Raw genomic sequence first — 16934 nt, forward strand, 5'->3', positions numbered from 1 at the left:
GAACCGGCCGATGATCATCCGACACCCGAAAAAGAACCTCGCCGCGGTCGCCGTCAGCGACGTGCCCGCGCCGCCCCACAACAGCCGCGCCAGCACCGAGCCGACCTCGGTGCAACGCGCGGCGCCCACCCGCCCGGTGGACACCCTCGGCACCCAGAACCGTCGGCTGATCCGTAACCAGCTTTACGACCAGATCGACCCGCTGAAAGCCGCCGCCCTCGGCCGCGATGCCCTGCGCCAGCAGGTCGAGGCGGTGATCCGCAAGATCTGCGACGACAGCCGCCTGCAGTTGTCCCGCCAGGAAGAACAGGCGGTCGGCGAGGAAATGCTCAACGAGATGGTCGGCATCGGCCCGATCCAGCCGCTGCTGGGCGACGACTCGGTGAACGACATTCTGGTCAACGGCGCCGGCCAGGTATTCGTCGAGCGCTACGGCAAGCTGGAGCTGTCGCCGATCACCTTCATCGACGAAGAGCACGTGTTCAACACCGCCCAGCGCATCGCCGCGGCGGTGGGCCGGCGCATCGACGAAGCGCACCCGATGGTCGATGCGCGGCTGGCCGACGGCAGCCGGGTGAACGTCATCACCTACCCGCTGGCCATCGACGGCACCACCATCTCGATCCGTAAGTTCATGCGCCGCAACATGTCCCTGGACATCCTCGCCGAACGCGGCGCGCTGTCCTTCGAGATGGCCGAGGTGCTCAAGCGCGGCATGCTCGCCAAGCTCAACATCGTCGTTTCCGGCGGCACCGGCGCGGGCAAGACCACCCTGCTCAACGCCCTGTCGCAGAACATCAGCGACGAAGACCGGGTCATCACCATCGAGGACGCCGCCGAGCTGCAACTGCAGCAGCGCCATGTGGTGCGCCTGGAAACCCGTCCGGTCAGCGCCGAAGGCACCGGCAAGGTCGACCAGCGCGACCTGGTGCGCAACGCCCTGCGCATGCGCCCGGACCGCATCATCCTCGGCGAGGTGCGCGGCGGCGAAAGCTTCGACATGCTCCAGGCGATGAACACCGGCCACGATGGCTCGCTCTGCACCGTCCACGCCAACACCCCGCGGGACGCCATCATGCGCCTGGAAAACATGGTGATGATGGCGGGCATGCAACTGCCGCTGGAAGCCATCCGCCGACAGATCGCCAGTGCGGTGAACCTGATCGTCCAGGTCGAGCGCATGCGCGACGGTGGCCGCCGCATCGTCTCCATCACCGAGGTCTGCGGCATGGAGAACGACGTGATCCAGACCCAGGAACTGTACGGCTTCACCACCAGCAGCGTGGATGCCGACGGGCGCCTGGTCGGCCAGTTCAACGCCAGCGGCCAGCGCCCGCAGTTCTATACCCGGCACGCCCACCTGTTCACGGGAGGCCAGTGAATGGACGCGCTGCTCGATCTGTTCACCCTGCTGGTGTTCCTCTGCGTGCTGCTGGGCTTCTTCGCGGTCCGTAGCCTGAGCCGCAAGCGCCAGCGCGCCGAGGCCCAGGCCGAGCGGTTGACGGCGCTCAAGGCCGGCTTCGTCGCGGCGCACCCGGGCGCGGCCCTGGCCCTGGAACACAGCCCCGACCTGCTGCGCGACCAGGATGCTCCGGACTGCACCCGCTGGCCGCTGCTGGGCGCGCCGCTCGGGCGCTTGTGGCTGGGCAGCCGCAGCCTCGGCTGGCACGGCAAGCTGCGTTCACGCCTCGGCCTGCTGGCCGTCGCCAGCCTGATCGTCGGCGTGGTGCTGGGGCGGCAGATGCCCTGGCCGTGGCTGTACGGCAGCTTGCTGGCCGGGCTGACTTTCGTCGGCGTCGCCACGGTGGTCTATCGCAACGCGATGAACCGCTACCTGCACGACCTCAAGCTGAGCCTGCCGCAGGCGATCGACGCGATCACCCGCGCGGCCCGCGCCGGGGTGCCGGTGAGCAACGCCTTCACCCTGGTCGCGCAGAACATCAGCGGGCCGCTGGCGGTGGAGTTCGCCGAGATCGACAACTGGCTGCGCCTCGGCCTGCCGTTGCGCCAGGTGATGCAGGACTCGGCCAACCGCATCCCGCTCAATGAATACCGCTTCTTCGCGGTGATCCTGATCATCAACCAGGAAGCCGGCGGGCGCCTCGGCGAAACCCTCGACCGGCTGTCGGCGACCCTGCGCGAGCGCCAGGAGCTGCACCTGAAGGTCCAGGCCAAGACCTCCGAGGCCCGCGCCTCGGCCAAGATCGTCGCGGCGCTGGTGCCCTGCGCGCTGGGCTACATGTACCTGAACTCGCCGCGCGACTTCCAGTTCCTGCTCAACGACCCGACCGGCAACAGCGTGCTGTTCTACGCCTTCGGCAGCGTGACGCTGGGCCTGGTCATCACCCACCTGATGGTACGGAAGATCGCATGAACAGCTTGCTCCAGGATCCGTTCGTCCAGGCCGCGCTCGGCCTGCTCTGCTGTGGCCTTGGCGTCGGCCTGATCGGCCTGTACCGCCAGCAGCGCCAGCCGGTGCTGCACGAGCGCCTCAACCGGCGCCCGGCCGGCGCCCCGACCAACGACCGCGCCGACATCCTCCGCGACCAGGGCCTGCAAGTGCCGCCGCGCCTGCTCGCCGTGCTGCAAGCCGTGGCCCGGGTTGGCGAACAAGCCGCCGGCAGCCCGCGTGACCGCGACAAGCTCGGCGTTCTGCTGGCCATGGCCGGCCTGCGCCAACGCGAGGCCCTCGGCCTGCTGATCGCCGGCAAGTACCTGCTCGGCCTGCTGCTGGTGGCGCTGGTGATGATGCTGCTGGAACCGGGCAAGCGCCTCGGCCTCAACGGCGTCACCGCGGCGCTGGTGGCGTTGTTCGTCGGCGGGCTGATCCCCGAACTCTGGCTGAAATGGCGCGCCGCCCGCCGCGGCGGACGCCTGGCCCGCAGCCTGCCGGATGCCCTCGACCTGATGGTGATCTGCGCCGAGGCCGGCCTGCCGCTGGGCCGCGTGCTGCAAGTGGTGGCCAAGGAGCTGGCGCTGTCGGCGCCGGAGATGGCCGACGAGTTGCGCTACACCTGCGCCGAACTGCAAATCCTCGCCGACCGCCCGCGGGCCTTGCTCAACCTCGCCGAACGCACCGGCGTGAGCGGCATCGACAGCATGGTCTCGACCCTGATCCAGGCCGAGCGCTATGGCACGCCGCTGTCGCAGGCGCTGCGGACGATTTCCGACGAGAGCCGCAAGACCCTGATCCTCACCCTGGAAGAGCGCGCCGGCAAACTCCCGGCCCAGCTCAGCGTGCCGCTGATGACCCTGATCCTGCCGCCGATCATCGCGATGATGGGTGCGCCGGCGCTGGTGCGCATCGTCCGCCTGCTCTCCAACTGAACCTACCGACTGCCCTTTTCGAGTGACCGCCATGCCCCGCTCCCTGACCACCCTGACCCTTCTTGCCGTGCTCGCCCTCAGCGGTTGCAGCAGCCTCGGTTCGGCCCTGCCCGGCGGCGCGCCGACGCTGTCTGGCAAGGAAAACCGCGAAGCGCTGAAACTGGCCCGGGTACTGCGCGACAACGGCCGCCTGGAAGGCGCTTTCGAGGTTTACCAACGCCTCGACCAACGCAGCTCGCTCAAGGGCGCCTACCTGCTGGAATACGCCAGCGTCGCCGCCGCCGTGCGCCCGCCGCGCGATGCCTGGGCGCTGTACGACCGCGCCCGCCAGCAAAGCGACCTCGCCGCCCTCGACCCGGCCCAGCGCCAGGCCCTGTGCGGCGGCCTGGGCCGGGCCGCGCTGGCGCTGGGTAACGCCAGCAGCGCCGAACAAAACTTCAGTTGCGCATTGAAAGTGGACGGCGAACCCAGCCAGCGCGCGCAACTGCTCAACGGCCTCGGCGTGGCGCAGACCCTGCTCGGCCAGCGCCCGGCGGCGCGCGAATCATTCCAGCAAGCCCTGGCGCTGGAACCCGGCTACAGCCCGGCGACCAACAACCTGGCGCTGAGCTGGCTGGCCGACGGCGAGCGCAGCAAGGCCATCGGCCTGCTCAACGGTGCGCGGCAGAACGGCGAAGTCGCCCTGCAACTGAACCTGGCCCTGGCCTGGGTGCTGGACGGCCACGACGACACCGCCCTGCGCATCCTCGAAGAAAACCTCGAGCCGCACTACGCCCAGGACATCCTCGAGCGCTTCCGCGCCACCCGCGAACGCATCGCCAACGGCGCGCCGGTGGACAGCGAACTGCTCGCCGCCAGCCAGCAACCCCTGAAACTGGCCAGCCGGGACTGATTGTCGATGAGAGCGCCGATGAAATTGCGCGTTGCCCTGCGTCGCTTGCGCGGCGCCGATGACGGTGTCACCGCGGTGGAAACCGCGTTCATCCTGCCAGTGCTGCTGTTCGGCCTGATGATGCTGTTCGAACTGGCGCACATGGCCCTGGTCATCGGCGCCGGCAACCTGGCGCTGGAACACGCCGTGCAGCGCCTGCGGGAAATGCCGGATTACTACCGGCTCGGCGCCAGCGACCTGCAACAGCGGCTGGCCGAACGCATGCAGGCGCGCAGCTTCGGGCTGATCGAGGCGGGCGAGCTGAAGGTCGACGTGCTGCCGTTCGACAACCTGCGCCAGTACGGCGAATCGCGTCCGGGCGCCAGCGGCACCAGCAACGCCAGCCAGACCGGCAGCGATGCCGTGGCCGGCGTGGAGACGCCGCTGGACACCGTGTTTTCGCCGCCGATCCTGAGCGTCACCGTGGACCTCAAGCAGGACTACATGACCGTCTTCCCCGGCCTGTTCGGCCTCGGCGACGGCTACCAGTACCAATACCGCCACCTCCTCGGCAACCTGCCCAGCGACCCGGACAACGAGGACAGCCAATGAAGCGCAAACACTCCCAGCGTGGCAGTGCCTTGCTGGAAACGGTGCTGGTGTTCCCGGTGCTGATCGGCGTCACGCTGCTCGCCGCCGACCTCTACAACCTGCACCAGGCGCGCAGCTACATGGAGCAGTCGGCGCACACCATCGCCTCGGTGCTGGGGGTGCAGAGCACCCTCGACAACAATGGCGTGCAAGCCCTGGTCGAGCGCGCCACCAGCATGAACCGCACACCGTTCGAACTGATCATCAGCAAGGTCGAGAGCGACCGCAGCATGAACTGGCGACCGCTGTACCGCGGCGAGGTCCAGGGCGTGTGCGAACGGCACAGTGCCGGCTCGCGCTTTACCGGCGCGTTCCCCGAGGCGCTGCGCGCCGATGACGAACAGACCCTGAGCAACGTGCCGGTGGTGGTGGTGCAGGTTTGCGCCACCGTCGACGCCCTGGCCTTGAGCTACGCCCTGCTGGGCAGCGACAAGATCGAGGTCCAGGCCATCAGCCGCTTGCAACACGGCACGCCGACCCTGGACGACGTCCTGACCCGCGAACTCGACCCACAGGAAGACGAATGAGCCAGACCGTCCCCCAGGCGCGCGGGCTCAAGCGCCTGGCGTACCTGCTGTTGGCCTGGGCCAGCCTCGGCATGGCGGTACTCGGCGCCGTCCTGCCGGGGCTGCCTTGTACCGAGTTCGTCCTGCTCAGCGCCTGGGCCGCGTCGCGCAGCTCTCCGCGCCTGAACCGCTGGCTGGAACAGCACCGCCTGTTCGGTCCACTGCTGCGCGACTGGCGGGCGGGCGGGTTTATCAGCCGGCGGAGCAAAGTGGTCGCCAGCGTAGCGATGCTGCTGTGCCTGGGATTGCTGCTGTGGCACCAGCCGCCGTTGTGGCTGGTGTTATGTGCGGGGGGCGGGATGGGCGGTGGCGCGGTGTTTATCTGGTCGCGGCCGGAGCGGGGTTAGAGGGCCACATCCCAAGGGTTCGGCGCCCCGCCAAAATCGCGCCTACAGAGGCGACGTGCCCCGGACCTTGTAGGAGCGAGCTTGCTCGCGATGCCCCCACCCTTAAGCAATCTTAATGATGCAACGATTGCCGCTAACAAGAACGATTCCTATCTTTGTCGCCACCCTCGGCCGAGGCACCTCCGGCCCGCTCACTGCGCAGGAACCCGTCCCGCCATGCCCGCTCTCCCCCGCTTCGCCACCCGGCTCCGTCATTTCGCCCGGCAACAACAGGGGGCCGTCGCGCCCTTCGCGATTCTGGTACTCGGCGGTGCGCTGATGGCCACCGCCTACGTCATCGACCAGAGCCGCGCCCTGGAAAACACCGCCCAGCTCAAGCGCGCCACCGACGCCGCGGCCATGGCCGTGGGCAACCAGCGCCTGCTCGATGACAGCCTCAGCCAGCAGCAGATGCAGCAACTGGCGACCTCCATGATGCAAGCCAACCTCGGCACCGACCTGGCCCTGCGCGAGCAGGTCGGCGGCGATGACATCAACCTCACCCAGCAACGCGACGGCGAAGGGGTGGTGCGCATTACCGTCAGCGCCGCCTACAGCGCCGAGTCGCAACTGTTGCAGGCGCCGGTGCAACGCATGCAAGTCAGCTCCACGGTGGAGGTGGTCAATCGTCCCGTGGAGATCGCCCTGGTGATCCCCAATACCCTCAGCGAACAGGCCCGCGACCTCGCCGCCCTGCGGCGCCTGGTGCGCGAGTTCGCCGAGCAGGTGCTGGGTGCCCGTCCCGACGGCCAGACCTGGATTTCCCTGGTGCCCTACAGCCAGTCGGTGAATGTCTACAGCAGCGAAGACAGCGGGCGCATCCGCCGCTGGGCGGCGCCCGGCGCACTGACGCCGGTGGAGCTGCGCTCGCTGTTCCGCACCGGCTACAGCGGCCTCGCCGACCAGCGCATTCCCGACCGCCGCGCCAACCTGCTGTGCATGTACCGCGGCCTCGGCCAGGGCCAGAACTACTTCTGGGACCAGGCGCCGTCCGGGCAATTCAAGGTCCATTACCGTCACGACCTGCCGGAGAACGGCAGCCCCGGCGCGCCGGCGATTTCCTGGACCGGCCCCAACCCGGACTTCGGCCAGGCCACCGGGGTCAACGACACCCGCTGGATGGTCGCCGACCGTGGCTGCCCGGCCGCCGCCCTGCTGCCGCTGACCCGCGACATGACGCGCATCGAGCGCCGCGTGCAAGAGTTCTCGACCCGCTTCAACACCAACTACGCCATCGCCATGGGCTGGGCCGCCGCCAGCCTCTCGCCGCAAATGCGCGGCGCCGCCGGCTGGGGCGACAGCCGCCTGCCGCTGGACTTCAACGCCGACCGCCAGGGCGACAACGTGAAGATCATGGTCATGCTGGCCAACACCACCGGCAACTGGTTCGACACCGATGCGTACAACGCCGAAGTGGGCCAGGCCATCGACGGCGAGAACTCCACGGTGTCGTCCAACGACATCGCCGGCCGGCGCTTCATGAACCTGTGCAACAGCTTCGTCGCCCGCGGCCTCAAGTTTCATTTCCTCGGGGTTCGCCCCGGTGACCCCAACGACTTCGGCCGCCGCCTCTTCGACCGCGTCGCCGGCCCCGGCCTGCGCGTCTGCGCCCAGGACGGCAGCATGACCTTCGCCAATGCCGAGAACTTCGGCGACGGCGAAGCCCAGATACGCAGCCTGCTGCGCGAGATCGCCAACAGGATCAAGCACGAGCGCTTCGTGCGCCTGATCGACTGAGTCCCCTCTTTCCGCTTCCCGACAAGGACATGCCATGAGTGCGTCACGCCCCCGCAATCGCAAGCCCCACACCAGCCTGGCACTGGCCCTCGAACCGAGGATGATGTTCGACGCCGCCGCAGTGACCACCGCGGTGCAGACCGCCGACCAGGCCGATGCCCAGCAGGCCGCGGCCAACCATGCGCCGAGCCTGAGCGCCGAGGCGACGCAGGTCACCCATACCGTGACCGAGGGCGCGGTCAGCGGCGGGCCGTTGTTCAGCAATGTGCTGGCCAACACCAACGACAGCGACCAGCACTTCGACAACCTGCGCATCACCATCAACAGCAGCGGCACCCACGAGGCCCTGCTGGTCGACGGCACGCAGATCCTGCTGGACGGCACGCCGAGCGGCGAGACGGCGGGCAAGTTCTACAGCTACACCGTCAGCAACAGCGGTGGCATGACCACCATCGACATCAATTTCGATTCCAGCGCCGCCAACAGCGCCGCCGACGTCAAGGCACTGGTGGAGGGCATCCGCTTCCAGACCCTCGACGGCACCCCGGACAACGGCAGCCGCACCATCAGCCTGACCCAGGTCAGCGACATCAACGACGACAACAGTGGCGGCGACAGCACCACGCTGAACATCAGCGCCACGGTCAATCTGGTCAGCGGGGTCAACCGCGCGCCGCTGCTGGAACGCGACAACCCGCTGGACCTGGCGCAGTCCCTGACCACCAGCGGCATCACCCTGAAAGAGGCGATCTACAGCGGCGACGGCAAGTTTCTCTATGCCGCCGCCGACAATGGCCGGCTGCTGGTCTACGGCATCGACGGCAAGGGCATGCTCAGCCTGGTGCAGAACCTCGCCGCGCCCACCGGGATGACCGAACTGGTGGATGTCGCCCTGAGCAAGGACGGCAAGTTCCTTTACAGCGCCAGCAGCGACACCCTCCACACCTTCCAGGTAGCGGCGGACGGCAGCCTCAGCCGCATCCAGGGCACCAGCATCGGCAGCGTGCGCGGGCTGGCGCTGTCGGACGACGGCAAGCAGGTCTACATCACCACCCTCTACGGCGGCCTCGAAGTGCGCAGCCGCGACCCGCTGACGGGCGCCATCGGCACCAGCGCCGTGCAGACCCTCGATGAAGGCACGCTGCAGTCGGGCCGGGCCAAGCTGGTGCAGAGCATCGGCGACTATGTCTACGTGGTGCTCGACCCGGACTCGTTCGTCTCCCGCGACACCCTGACCATTCTCAAGCGCGGCAGCAACGATCGCCTGTCGGTGGTCGACCTGGGCTGGGCCTACACCACCGACGGCAGCTTCGATGGCACCACCGAGCACAGCCTGGCGGCCAGCGCCGATGGCCGTTTCATCTACCTGGGCGACAGCGAGCAAGGGGTGATTCAGGTCTATCAACTGAGCAGCAACGGCCTGGTGCGCATCGACAGCATCGCGCTGGCCCAGGTCAACGGCCTGACCCTCAGCGCCAACGGCAGCCAGCTCTACGCCACCAGCGCCGACGGCACGCTGCATCAATATCAGGTCAACGCCAGCAGCGGCCTGCTCAACGAAACCGGCAGCCAGAGCGTGGTCGGCGCCAAGGCGGTGGTCGCCAGCCCCGACGGCCAATCGATGCTGGTGGCCGGCACCGGTGTCAGCCGCTTCACCAACGTGCGCACCTACCTCAGCGCCAGTGACCTGGTGCTCGGCCAGGGCCTGAAACTCAGCGACAGCAACGCCGATGCGCTGACCTCCGGCGCCGGCGACTACAGCGGCATGCGCGTCACGGTCGAGCGGGTCGGCGGCGCCAATGCCGCTGACCAGTTCGCCTTCGCCGCCGGCAACGGCATCAGCCTCAACGGCGAGGCCGTGATGCGCAACGGCGTGGAAATCGGACGCTTCGTGCAGAACGGCGGCCAGTTGACCCTGAGCATCAGCGCCGCGCTGACCCGCGCCGAGGCCAATGCCCTGCTGCAACAGGTGATCTACCGCAACACCACCAGCAGCGGCCAGGTAGAACTGCGCCTGGTGGCCAACGACGGCCAACTGGACAGCAGCGAACAGCGCGTCAGCCTGCTGATCACCCTCAACAGCGCCCCGCAACTGAGCGCCACCACGGTGGTCAACCCGGTCTACGACACCCACGGCATCCTGGTGAAGCTGTTCCAGGACGCCCAGGTCAACACCGGCGAAGCCGGCCAGAGCATCAGCCGCCTGACCCTCACCCTCAGCGGCGTGGCCGGCGCCAGCAACGAGTTCGTGCTGGTGGACAACACCGCCATCGCCCTCGGCCAGTCCGCCAGCGGCACCCTCGCCAACGGCATGACGTACACCTACACCGTCGACGGCGACAACGCCACGCTGGTCCTGAGCAGCGCCGCCGGCCTGGCGCCCTCGGCCCTGCAGACCCTGGTCAACGGCATCGGCTACCGCAACGACAACCCGCTGGCGGTCAGCGGCCAACGCAGCGTCACCCTCTCCAGCGTGCAGGACAACGGTGGCACCGGCGGCGGTGGCAGCGACACCAGCGCCCTGCAGGTCAGCAGCAGCCTGACCGTCAACACCGGCACCGCGCCGACCGTCACCGAACAGGTCGACCCGGTCGCCACCCTGTATTACGCCAACGGCACCCTCAGCGGCTACAGCGACTACGTCAACGCCATCGAGATCAGCGGCGACGGCAAGACCCTGCTGCTGGCCGGCACCACCGGCAGCAACCTCAACGGCACGAGCTACCTGCGGGTGTACGCCCGCGATGCCAGCAGCGGTGCCCTGACCCTGCTGCAGAGCTTCACCCAGGGCGCCAGCGACAACCCGGCCACCAGCGACATCGAAGTCGATGGCCTGGGCCGCATCACCAGCGTGATGGCGGCGGGCGACAACCTCTCGGTGTACGTCGCCGGTTTCGACAGCGCCAAGGGCTACAGCACCCTGGTGCGCTTCAGCTGCGATGCGGCCAGCGGCCTGCTGACCTACGCCGGCATCGCTGCGGTGCAGAACGACGTCGTCCGCGCCGCGGACAGCAGCGTCACGCCAGCGGTAACGGAAGTCCGCCTGGACGGCCCGGTGACCGACATCGTCATCTCCGCCGACGGCACCTCGCTGTACACCATCAACGGCATGACCGCCGGCTTCACCAGCACCGGCAAGGCGGTGCTCGGCATGTACGCCCGCGACCCGGCCAGCGGCGCGCTGACCTACCTCGGTCACTACTACGACACCACGCAGATGCCCCGCCCCAGCGGTATCGTGCTGAGCAGCGACGGCGCCTCGGTGTACGTCTCCAACAGCAACGGCAGCATCACCGTACTGGCCCGCGCCGCGGACACCGGGCGCCTGACCTTCGTCGAGCGGGTGACCGTCGCCAGCATCACCGCCGACCCCGACAGCGCGCCACGTACCAGCACTGACACCCGCTACCTGAACGCCACCGATATAGTGATCTCCGCCGACGGCCGCTCGGTCTATGTCAACTCCGTCGACGCGACGATGATCTCGTCCTTCAGCCGCGATGCCGCCACCGGCAAGCTGACCTTTATCGGCGCCCTTTACACCTACACCTACAGCAACGCCACCAGCATGCGCGAGCTGGCCATCTCGGCGGACGGCACCGCCGTCTACGCCACCGCCAACAACCGTGGGGTGATGCTGTTCAACCGCGATACCAACACCGGACTGCTGACCTACAACAGCATGATCAGCGGCCTGTCGAAGAACAGCGGCTACCTGGCCCTGAGCCCGGACGGCCAGCACCTCTACAACGGCACCTATGTGGTCAACAACGGCGTGGACATCATCGCCGCCCGCTACAACGCCCACTGGAACGAAAACACCCCGACCCACGTCGCCGCCGGCATGCAATTGAGCGACGTCGACTACGAAGCGCTGGGCAGCTACCAGGGCCTGGTCATCACCCTGGCCCGCGCCACCAGCGCCAACGCCGCCGACCGCTTCGACTTCAGCGCCGGCAACGGCCTGAGCCTCGACGGCCAGCGCATCCTCCTCGATGGTCAACACGTGGCGACCTTCGTGCAAAGCGCCGGCACCCTCACCGTGACCCTGACCGGCGCGGTCAACGGCCAGGTCACCAACCAGATCCTCCACCAGTTGAACTACGTCGCCGGCCCGACCGCCACGGAGCAACAACTGAACCTGAGCATCCGCTTCAATGACGGCGTCAAGCAGACCGAGCGCGCGATCGTCGTGCTGGTCAACCACGCGCCGCAGATCAGCGCGCCGCTGGCCGCGCTGGCGCCGGTCGAGATCGGCCAGACCCTGAACCTCAGCCTGCCCCTGGAGCGGTTCAGCGACAGCGACGGCGACGCCCTCACCTTCCGCCTCGACGGCCTGCCCGCGGGCCTCGCCTTCGACCCGGCCACCGGCCTGCTCAGCGGCAGCCCGGCCGACGGCACGGTGGGCGTGCATGCACTGACCCTGACCGTCACCGATGCCCGTGGCGCCCAACAGGTGATCAGCCTGGAACTGGAAGTCCAGGCCATGCCCGACCAGCGTCCCGCGCTAGGCGGCGCGATGACCGATGTGGAACTGATCGACAGCGTCGGCAACAACGACGACAACCTCGGCAACCTGCTGGAGGCGCCCCGGGACAGCCTGCTCAGTGCCGACGGCAAGTTCCTTTATGTGATCAGCGACGGCGTCCACTGGGACGACTCCAGCAAAGCCACCCTCAGCGTCTTCACCCGCGACAGCGAAGGCCGCCTGAGCCTGGTGCAGAGCCTGAACGGCGACGCCGCCGCGCTGGCCGGCGCCGAGAAGGTGCTGATCAGCGCCGACCAGCACTGGCTGTACGTGCTGTCCGGGACCAGCAACAGCCTGCTGGTATTCGCCCGCGATAGCGACAGCGGCCAATTGCACCTGGCGTCCACGTTCGCCGGCGACAGCCTCGGCGAAGAACTGCCGGCCATCGTCGATCTCGCCCAGCAGGGTGACACCCTCTACCTGGCCACCAGCGCCGGCCTGTTCCAACTGCGTCAGGCGGCTGATGGCAGCCTGACGCAAGTCGCCCCGGCCACCAGCGTCCAAGGACTGGAAAGCCCGCAGCGGCTGCTGCTCAGCAGCGACGGCGAGTTCTTGCTGGTCAGTGGCGTGGGCGGCCAGGACCTGCTCGTCACCCTGCGCATCGGCAGCGACGGCAGCCTCAGCGAAGTGGCGCGCGCCGGCCTGAATGACGGCAGCACCCTGCACAACCTCAGCGCCATGACCCTCAGCGCCGATAGCCGCTTCATCTACGCCCTGGACAAACAGGACGCCGGCGACGTGCAACTGCGCATCCTGGCCCTGGGCAGCGACGGCAGCCTGCGCTTGCTCGCCAGCCAGAGCGTCGACGGCCAGGCCAGCGAACTGGCGGTCACTGCGGACGGCAGCGCCCTGTTCATCGCCGGCGGCGGCACACTGGCCGGCTACGCCCGCAACAGCGACGGCCTGCTGCTCGGCGAAGCGCACCCGCTCAAGGGCGATTACAACGAACTGGTCGGCCTCAGCCTGAGCGCGGACGGCCAGAGCCTGTACCTGGTCGGCGGCCAATGGGACGCCAGCGTGCTAAACCTGCGCCTTGGGGTCAGCGCGCTGACCGTCACCGAAGGCGATGCCGCCGTACCGCTGCTACCCAGCGCCACGATCAGCGACCTGCAACTGGACCAGCGCGACGACTACCAGAACGCATCGGTGCAGATCGCTCGCCAGGACGGTGCGTCCAGCGACGACCTGTTCGGTTTCACCGAGGGCAACGGCTTCACCCAGGTCAACGACCAGATTCTCAAGGACGGCAGCGTCATCGCCACGCTTGTGCAGCAGAACGGCCGCCTGACCCTGACCTTCACCGGTACGGTCAGCCAGGCCGATGCCCAGCAGGTGCTGCGTCAGCTCGACTACCGCAACGTCAGCCAGGACCCGACCCACAACGGCGATCAGGTGAAGATGCAGGTGGTGTTCTTCGACGGCGATGGCAACCGTGCAGTACTCACCGTCGCGGTAACGCTGATCGGCGTGAACGACCCGGCGATCCTCGACAGCAGCGTGCTCAACCCGACCCTGGCGGACCTCGGCGCGCCGGTGCAACTGTTCGACAAGACCCGCATCGACACCATCGAGGCGGGCCAGTTGGTCAGCCAGGTGGTGCTGACCCTCGACGCGATCAACCAGCACGACGTCATCAGCGTGCTCGGCCAGAAGATCTACCTGGACAACCGCGGCGAAGACCCGACCAAGGACGACACCAACGTCTATACCCTGCCGAATGGCTTGCAGTACCAGGTCATCCGCGAGAACGGCGTGACCCGCCTGAACCTGTTCGTCATGCGCTCGGCCAGCGAGGCCGCGACGCTGATCGACAGCCTGACGTTCTACAACCACGGCAGCGACAACACCGGCAGCCGCCAGATCAGCCTGGCAATCCGCGAAAACATGGATTACGCCCTGACCGACAACTACCTCACCACGCTGCAACAGGCGGTGACCGTCACCTTCGGCGCGGCCGCTGCCAACGCCGCGCCCGTGCTGGAGAACCGCGGCGCCGCCGTGCTCTACCGCGAGCGCGAAGGCGCGGTGGTGCTGGCGCCGGTCGCGAGCATCGGCGACAGCCAGCTCGACGCCTTGAACAACGGCCTGGGCAACTACCAGGGCAGCACGCTGCACGTGACCCTGCTCAACGTCAAAGCCGGCGACACCCTGGGCTTCCAGGAAGGCAACGGCTTGAAGGTGGTGGACGGCAAGCTGCTCAAGGGCGGCGTGGTCATCAGCAGCGTCGAGATCGGCAACGGCACACTCACCGTGCGCTTCAACGACGACGCCGGGGTCATGCCGAGCAAAGAAGACGTCAACAACGTCCTGCATCAGCTCACCTACGCCAGCACCAGCCACAGCCCGGACGCGGTGCAGCGCTTCAGCATCACCCTCAATGACGGCCGGCTGACCTCGGCGGCGCTGGACGTGCGGATCAATACCCAATTGATCAATGACACCCCGGTGGTGGGTGACGATCCGCTGCTGGCGCTGGGCGAATTCAGCCTGTCCCGCCCGCTCGCCAGCCTCGCCGGGCTGGGTGAACTGAGCGGCGCGGTGTTGAGCGCCGACGGCAAACTGCTGTATGCCGCCGACACCCAGGGCAACCTGGCGTTGTTCAGCCTGGACAGCGCCGGGCGGGTCAGCCTGGTCAGCAGCCTGCCCCTCGCCGAGGGCCTGAAAAGCATCCAGCACCTGAGCCTGAGCAGCGACGGCAAGCACCTGTTCGTCTCGGCCAACGATAACCAGCAGTTGCGGGTGTATGCGCGGGATGCCCAGGGTGGGCTGAGCCTTGCGCAAGTGCTGGACACCGACGCGTCCGTCGAATGGCAAAGCTTCCGCCAGGTCGAGCTGTCGACCGATGGCAAGTTCGCCTATGTCATGACCGACACCGGGCTGATGGTCTTCAGCCGCGCAGACAACGGCAGCCTGGCCTTCAAGCAGGTGATCGAAGCCAGCGGCGACACACCGCCGCACCTTTGGCTGCCCTCGGCGATCAGCGTCAGCGGCAACTACCTGATTGTCACCACCGTCTATGAGACGCGCCCCTCGGTGATCGTCTACAGCCGCGGCAGCGACGGCGGGCTGACGGTGCTGACCAGCCTGAGCAAAGGCCAGAAAGACGCCGCCGGCGTAGTCGTCGAACTCGGCAAGGTCCAGCACCTGGCGGTCAGTGCTGACGGCAAGACGCTGTACATCACCGATGCCAACGGCGTGCAGCGCCTGAGCCTGGACACCGCGAACAAGACCCTGACCGTCGCGGAACGCTTCGCCCTGGAGGGCATTCGCGATATCGCGCTGAGCACTGACGGGCTCAGCCTCTATGTCACCCTGGAAAACGGCAGCGTCCAGCGCTACAGCACCCGCGAAGGGCTGCTGGCTGCTGGCGCGGTCGACGCCGTGGGCAACACCGGGCAACTCCTTTTGGGCAGCAACGGCCAGGTGCTGGCGCTGGGCGACGGCGTGGCCGTGCTGTCGGCGCCGGGTGTCAGCGACCCGCTCTACCAGCGCAACGGCCAGCCGGTGGCCCTGGCTCCGACCCTGCGCCTGAGCGACTACGAACTGGACGCTGGAAATGACGGCCAGGGCAACTACCAGGGCGCCAGCCTGACTATCCGCCGCGAGTTCGACGGTTCGTCCGCCGACCAGTTCGGCCTGATCGCCGGCAACGGCTTCAGCCTGGAGAACGGCGTCGTTCTCCTCAACGGCGGCGCCGTGGCCCGACTGCAGTCGGCGGACGGCGCCATGACCCTGACTATCGACGCCGCGCTGAGCAGCACCCAGGTCAACACGCTGTTGCGGCAACTGTCGTACGCCAATACCACGGGCAGCGCGGACGAGCGCATCAGCCTGATCCTGCAGTTGAACGATGGTGCGCTTGCCAGCAGCACGTTCTCGGTCGATCTGAGGCTGACCGGGACTGCGGGGACGGTGGATCCTGTTGATCCGGTGGATCCGGTAGACCCTGTTGATCCCGTTGACCCGGTGGATCCGGTAGACCCTGTCGACCCCGTTGACCCGGTGGATCCGGTAGACCCTGTCGACCCCGTTGATCCGGTGGATCCGGTTGACCCTGTCGACCCCGTTGATCCGGTGGATCCGGTTGACCCTGTTGATCCCGTTGATCCGGTTGACCCTGTCGATCCCGTTGATCCGGTGGATCCGGTGGACCCTGTCGATCCCGTCGATCCGGTAGACCCGATCACCCCACCCACAATCGACACCGTCGCCCCGGTAATCCTGCAGGACAGCACCGAGCGCTGGTCGCAACCGGAACCGTTCAGCACTCAGTCGATCAGCTTCCAGGCACCCGCCTCGCCACACGCAACGCCCGCCAGCGCCGAACAGGTGCTGCAACGGACCGAGCAAAGCCGGACAGCCTTCACCGAGGAAAGCCAGGCCATCGCCCGCCTGCCGGAGCCGGACGACCTGCCCGAGCCCGACGACCTGGATGCCGTCGCCAGCACGGTCATTACCCTGGATCCGCTGGTGATCGGCAGCGCCGCCGTTACCCCCGAGGTCAATGTGCAGGCCGGCGTCGATGGCGTGGCACAGCTTCCAACGGGGTTGCTGGCGGGCCGTGATGGTCGTGCCAAGGTCAGCCTGCGCCTGGCCAACGGACTTGATCTGCCGGGCTGGATCCGCTTCGACCCGCGCAGCGGCGAGCTGCGGGTAGACAACCGGCAACTGGCGCGCTTCGGCCAGTTGGAACTGATGCTGCGCGGGCTGGATGCCCAGGGGCGGCAGGTGTTGGTCAAGGTGCAGCTCAGTGCCGAAGGACCTCAGCAGCAGGCTGCTTTGCCTGGCAGCCAGTCGCTGAGCCAGATACTCGCGGCGCTGTAACCGCTTTGGGGCCTCATCGCTGGCAAGCCAGCGATAAGGCCCCA

Annotated in this window: 9 protein-coding genes; all 9 read left to right on the forward strand. The window is 67.7% G+C overall.

Translation table 11 applies throughout. The features are described 5' to 3' along the window. The first annotated feature begins 10 nt into the window (after window positions 1-10). The 9 genes from NTD82_RS03045 to NTD82_RS03085 all read left to right on the forward strand — a co-directional run bounded on the left by NTD82_RS03045 (window position 11) and on the right by NTD82_RS03085 (window position 16890). Window positions 11-1381 (forward strand): CpaF family protein, encoded by a 1371-nt coding sequence (locus NTD82_RS03045; protein ID WP_262127686.1) that lies wholly within the window; start codon window positions 11-13, stop codon window positions 1379-1381. Next, a complete protein-coding gene (locus NTD82_RS03050) occupies window positions 1382-2374 on the forward strand; it encodes a type II secretion system F family protein (protein WP_262127687.1) in 993 nt (330 codons plus the stop codon). Then, a complete protein-coding gene (locus tag NTD82_RS03055; RefSeq protein ID WP_262127688.1) occupies window positions 2371-3327 on the forward strand; it encodes a type II secretion system F family protein in 957 nt (318 codons plus the stop codon). Before NTD82_RS03050 ends, NTD82_RS03055 begins: the two co-directional genes overlap by 4 nt. A gap of 31 nt (window positions 3328-3358) precedes the next feature. Beyond that, complete coding sequence (locus NTD82_RS03060; RefSeq protein WP_262127689.1) at window positions 3359-4219, forward strand: tetratricopeptide repeat protein; 861 nt, start codon at window positions 3359-3361, stop codon at window positions 4217-4219. 18 nt (window positions 4220-4237) lie between these two features. After that, the gene (locus tag NTD82_RS03065; RefSeq protein WP_262127690.1) at window positions 4238-4810 is read left to right on the forward strand and encodes a TadE/TadG family type IV pilus assembly protein; all 573 of its coding nucleotides are present in this window, start codon (window positions 4238-4240) and stop codon (window positions 4808-4810) included. Further along, window positions 4807-5376, forward strand: coding sequence for a TadE/TadG family type IV pilus assembly protein (locus tag NTD82_RS03070; protein WP_095158844.1), 570 nt, complete (start codon window positions 4807-4809; stop codon window positions 5374-5376). Before NTD82_RS03065 ends, NTD82_RS03070 begins: the two co-directional genes overlap by 4 nt. After that, entirely contained in the window at window positions 5373-5762 is a 390-nt protein-coding gene (locus tag NTD82_RS03075; RefSeq protein ID WP_262127691.1) for a YbaN family protein, read from the forward strand. Before NTD82_RS03070 ends, NTD82_RS03075 begins: the two co-directional genes overlap by 4 nt. Window positions 5763-5978: 216 nt before the next feature. Next, entirely contained in the window at window positions 5979-7538 is a 1560-nt protein-coding gene (locus tag NTD82_RS03080; RefSeq protein ID WP_262127692.1) for a TadE/TadG family type IV pilus assembly protein, read from the forward strand. A gap of 34 nt (window positions 7539-7572) precedes the next feature. After that, window positions 7573-16890, forward strand: coding sequence for a beta-propeller fold lactonase family protein (locus tag NTD82_RS03085; RefSeq protein WP_262127693.1), 9318 nt, complete (start codon window positions 7573-7575; stop codon window positions 16888-16890). Window positions 16891-16934: the final 44 nt, after the last annotated feature.

The sequence above is a fragment of the Pseudomonas sp. 5P_5.1_Bac1 genome, assembly GCF_025466015.1.
Lineage (GTDB): Bacteria > Pseudomonadota > Gammaproteobacteria > Pseudomonadales > Pseudomonadaceae > Aquipseudomonas.

Coding starts and splice junctions, on each gene's coding strand:
- NTD82_RS03050 (WP_262127687.1), top strand. CDS start 1,382: ATGGACGCGCTGCTCGATCTGTTCACCCTGCTGGTGTTCCTCTGCGTG.
- NTD82_RS03045 (WP_262127686.1), top strand. CDS start 11: ATGATCATCCGACACCCGAAAAAGAACCTCGCCGCGGTCGCCGTCAGC.
- NTD82_RS03075 (WP_262127691.1), top strand. CDS start 5,373: ATGAGCCAGACCGTCCCCCAGGCGCGCGGGCTCAAGCGCCTGGCGTAC.
- NTD82_RS03065 (WP_262127690.1), top strand. CDS start 4,238: ATGAAATTGCGCGTTGCCCTGCGTCGCTTGCGCGGCGCCGATGACGGT.
- NTD82_RS03060 (WP_262127689.1), top strand. CDS start 3,359: ATGCCCCGCTCCCTGACCACCCTGACCCTTCTTGCCGTGCTCGCCCTC.
- NTD82_RS03085 (WP_262127693.1), top strand. CDS start 7,573: ATGAGTGCGTCACGCCCCCGCAATCGCAAGCCCCACACCAGCCTGGCA.
- NTD82_RS03055 (WP_262127688.1), top strand. CDS start 2,371: ATGAACAGCTTGCTCCAGGATCCGTTCGTCCAGGCCGCGCTCGGCCTG.
- NTD82_RS03070 (WP_095158844.1), top strand. CDS start 4,807: ATGAAGCGCAAACACTCCCAGCGTGGCAGTGCCTTGCTGGAAACGGTG.
- NTD82_RS03080 (WP_262127692.1), top strand. CDS start 5,979: ATGCCCGCTCTCCCCCGCTTCGCCACCCGGCTCCGTCATTTCGCCCGG.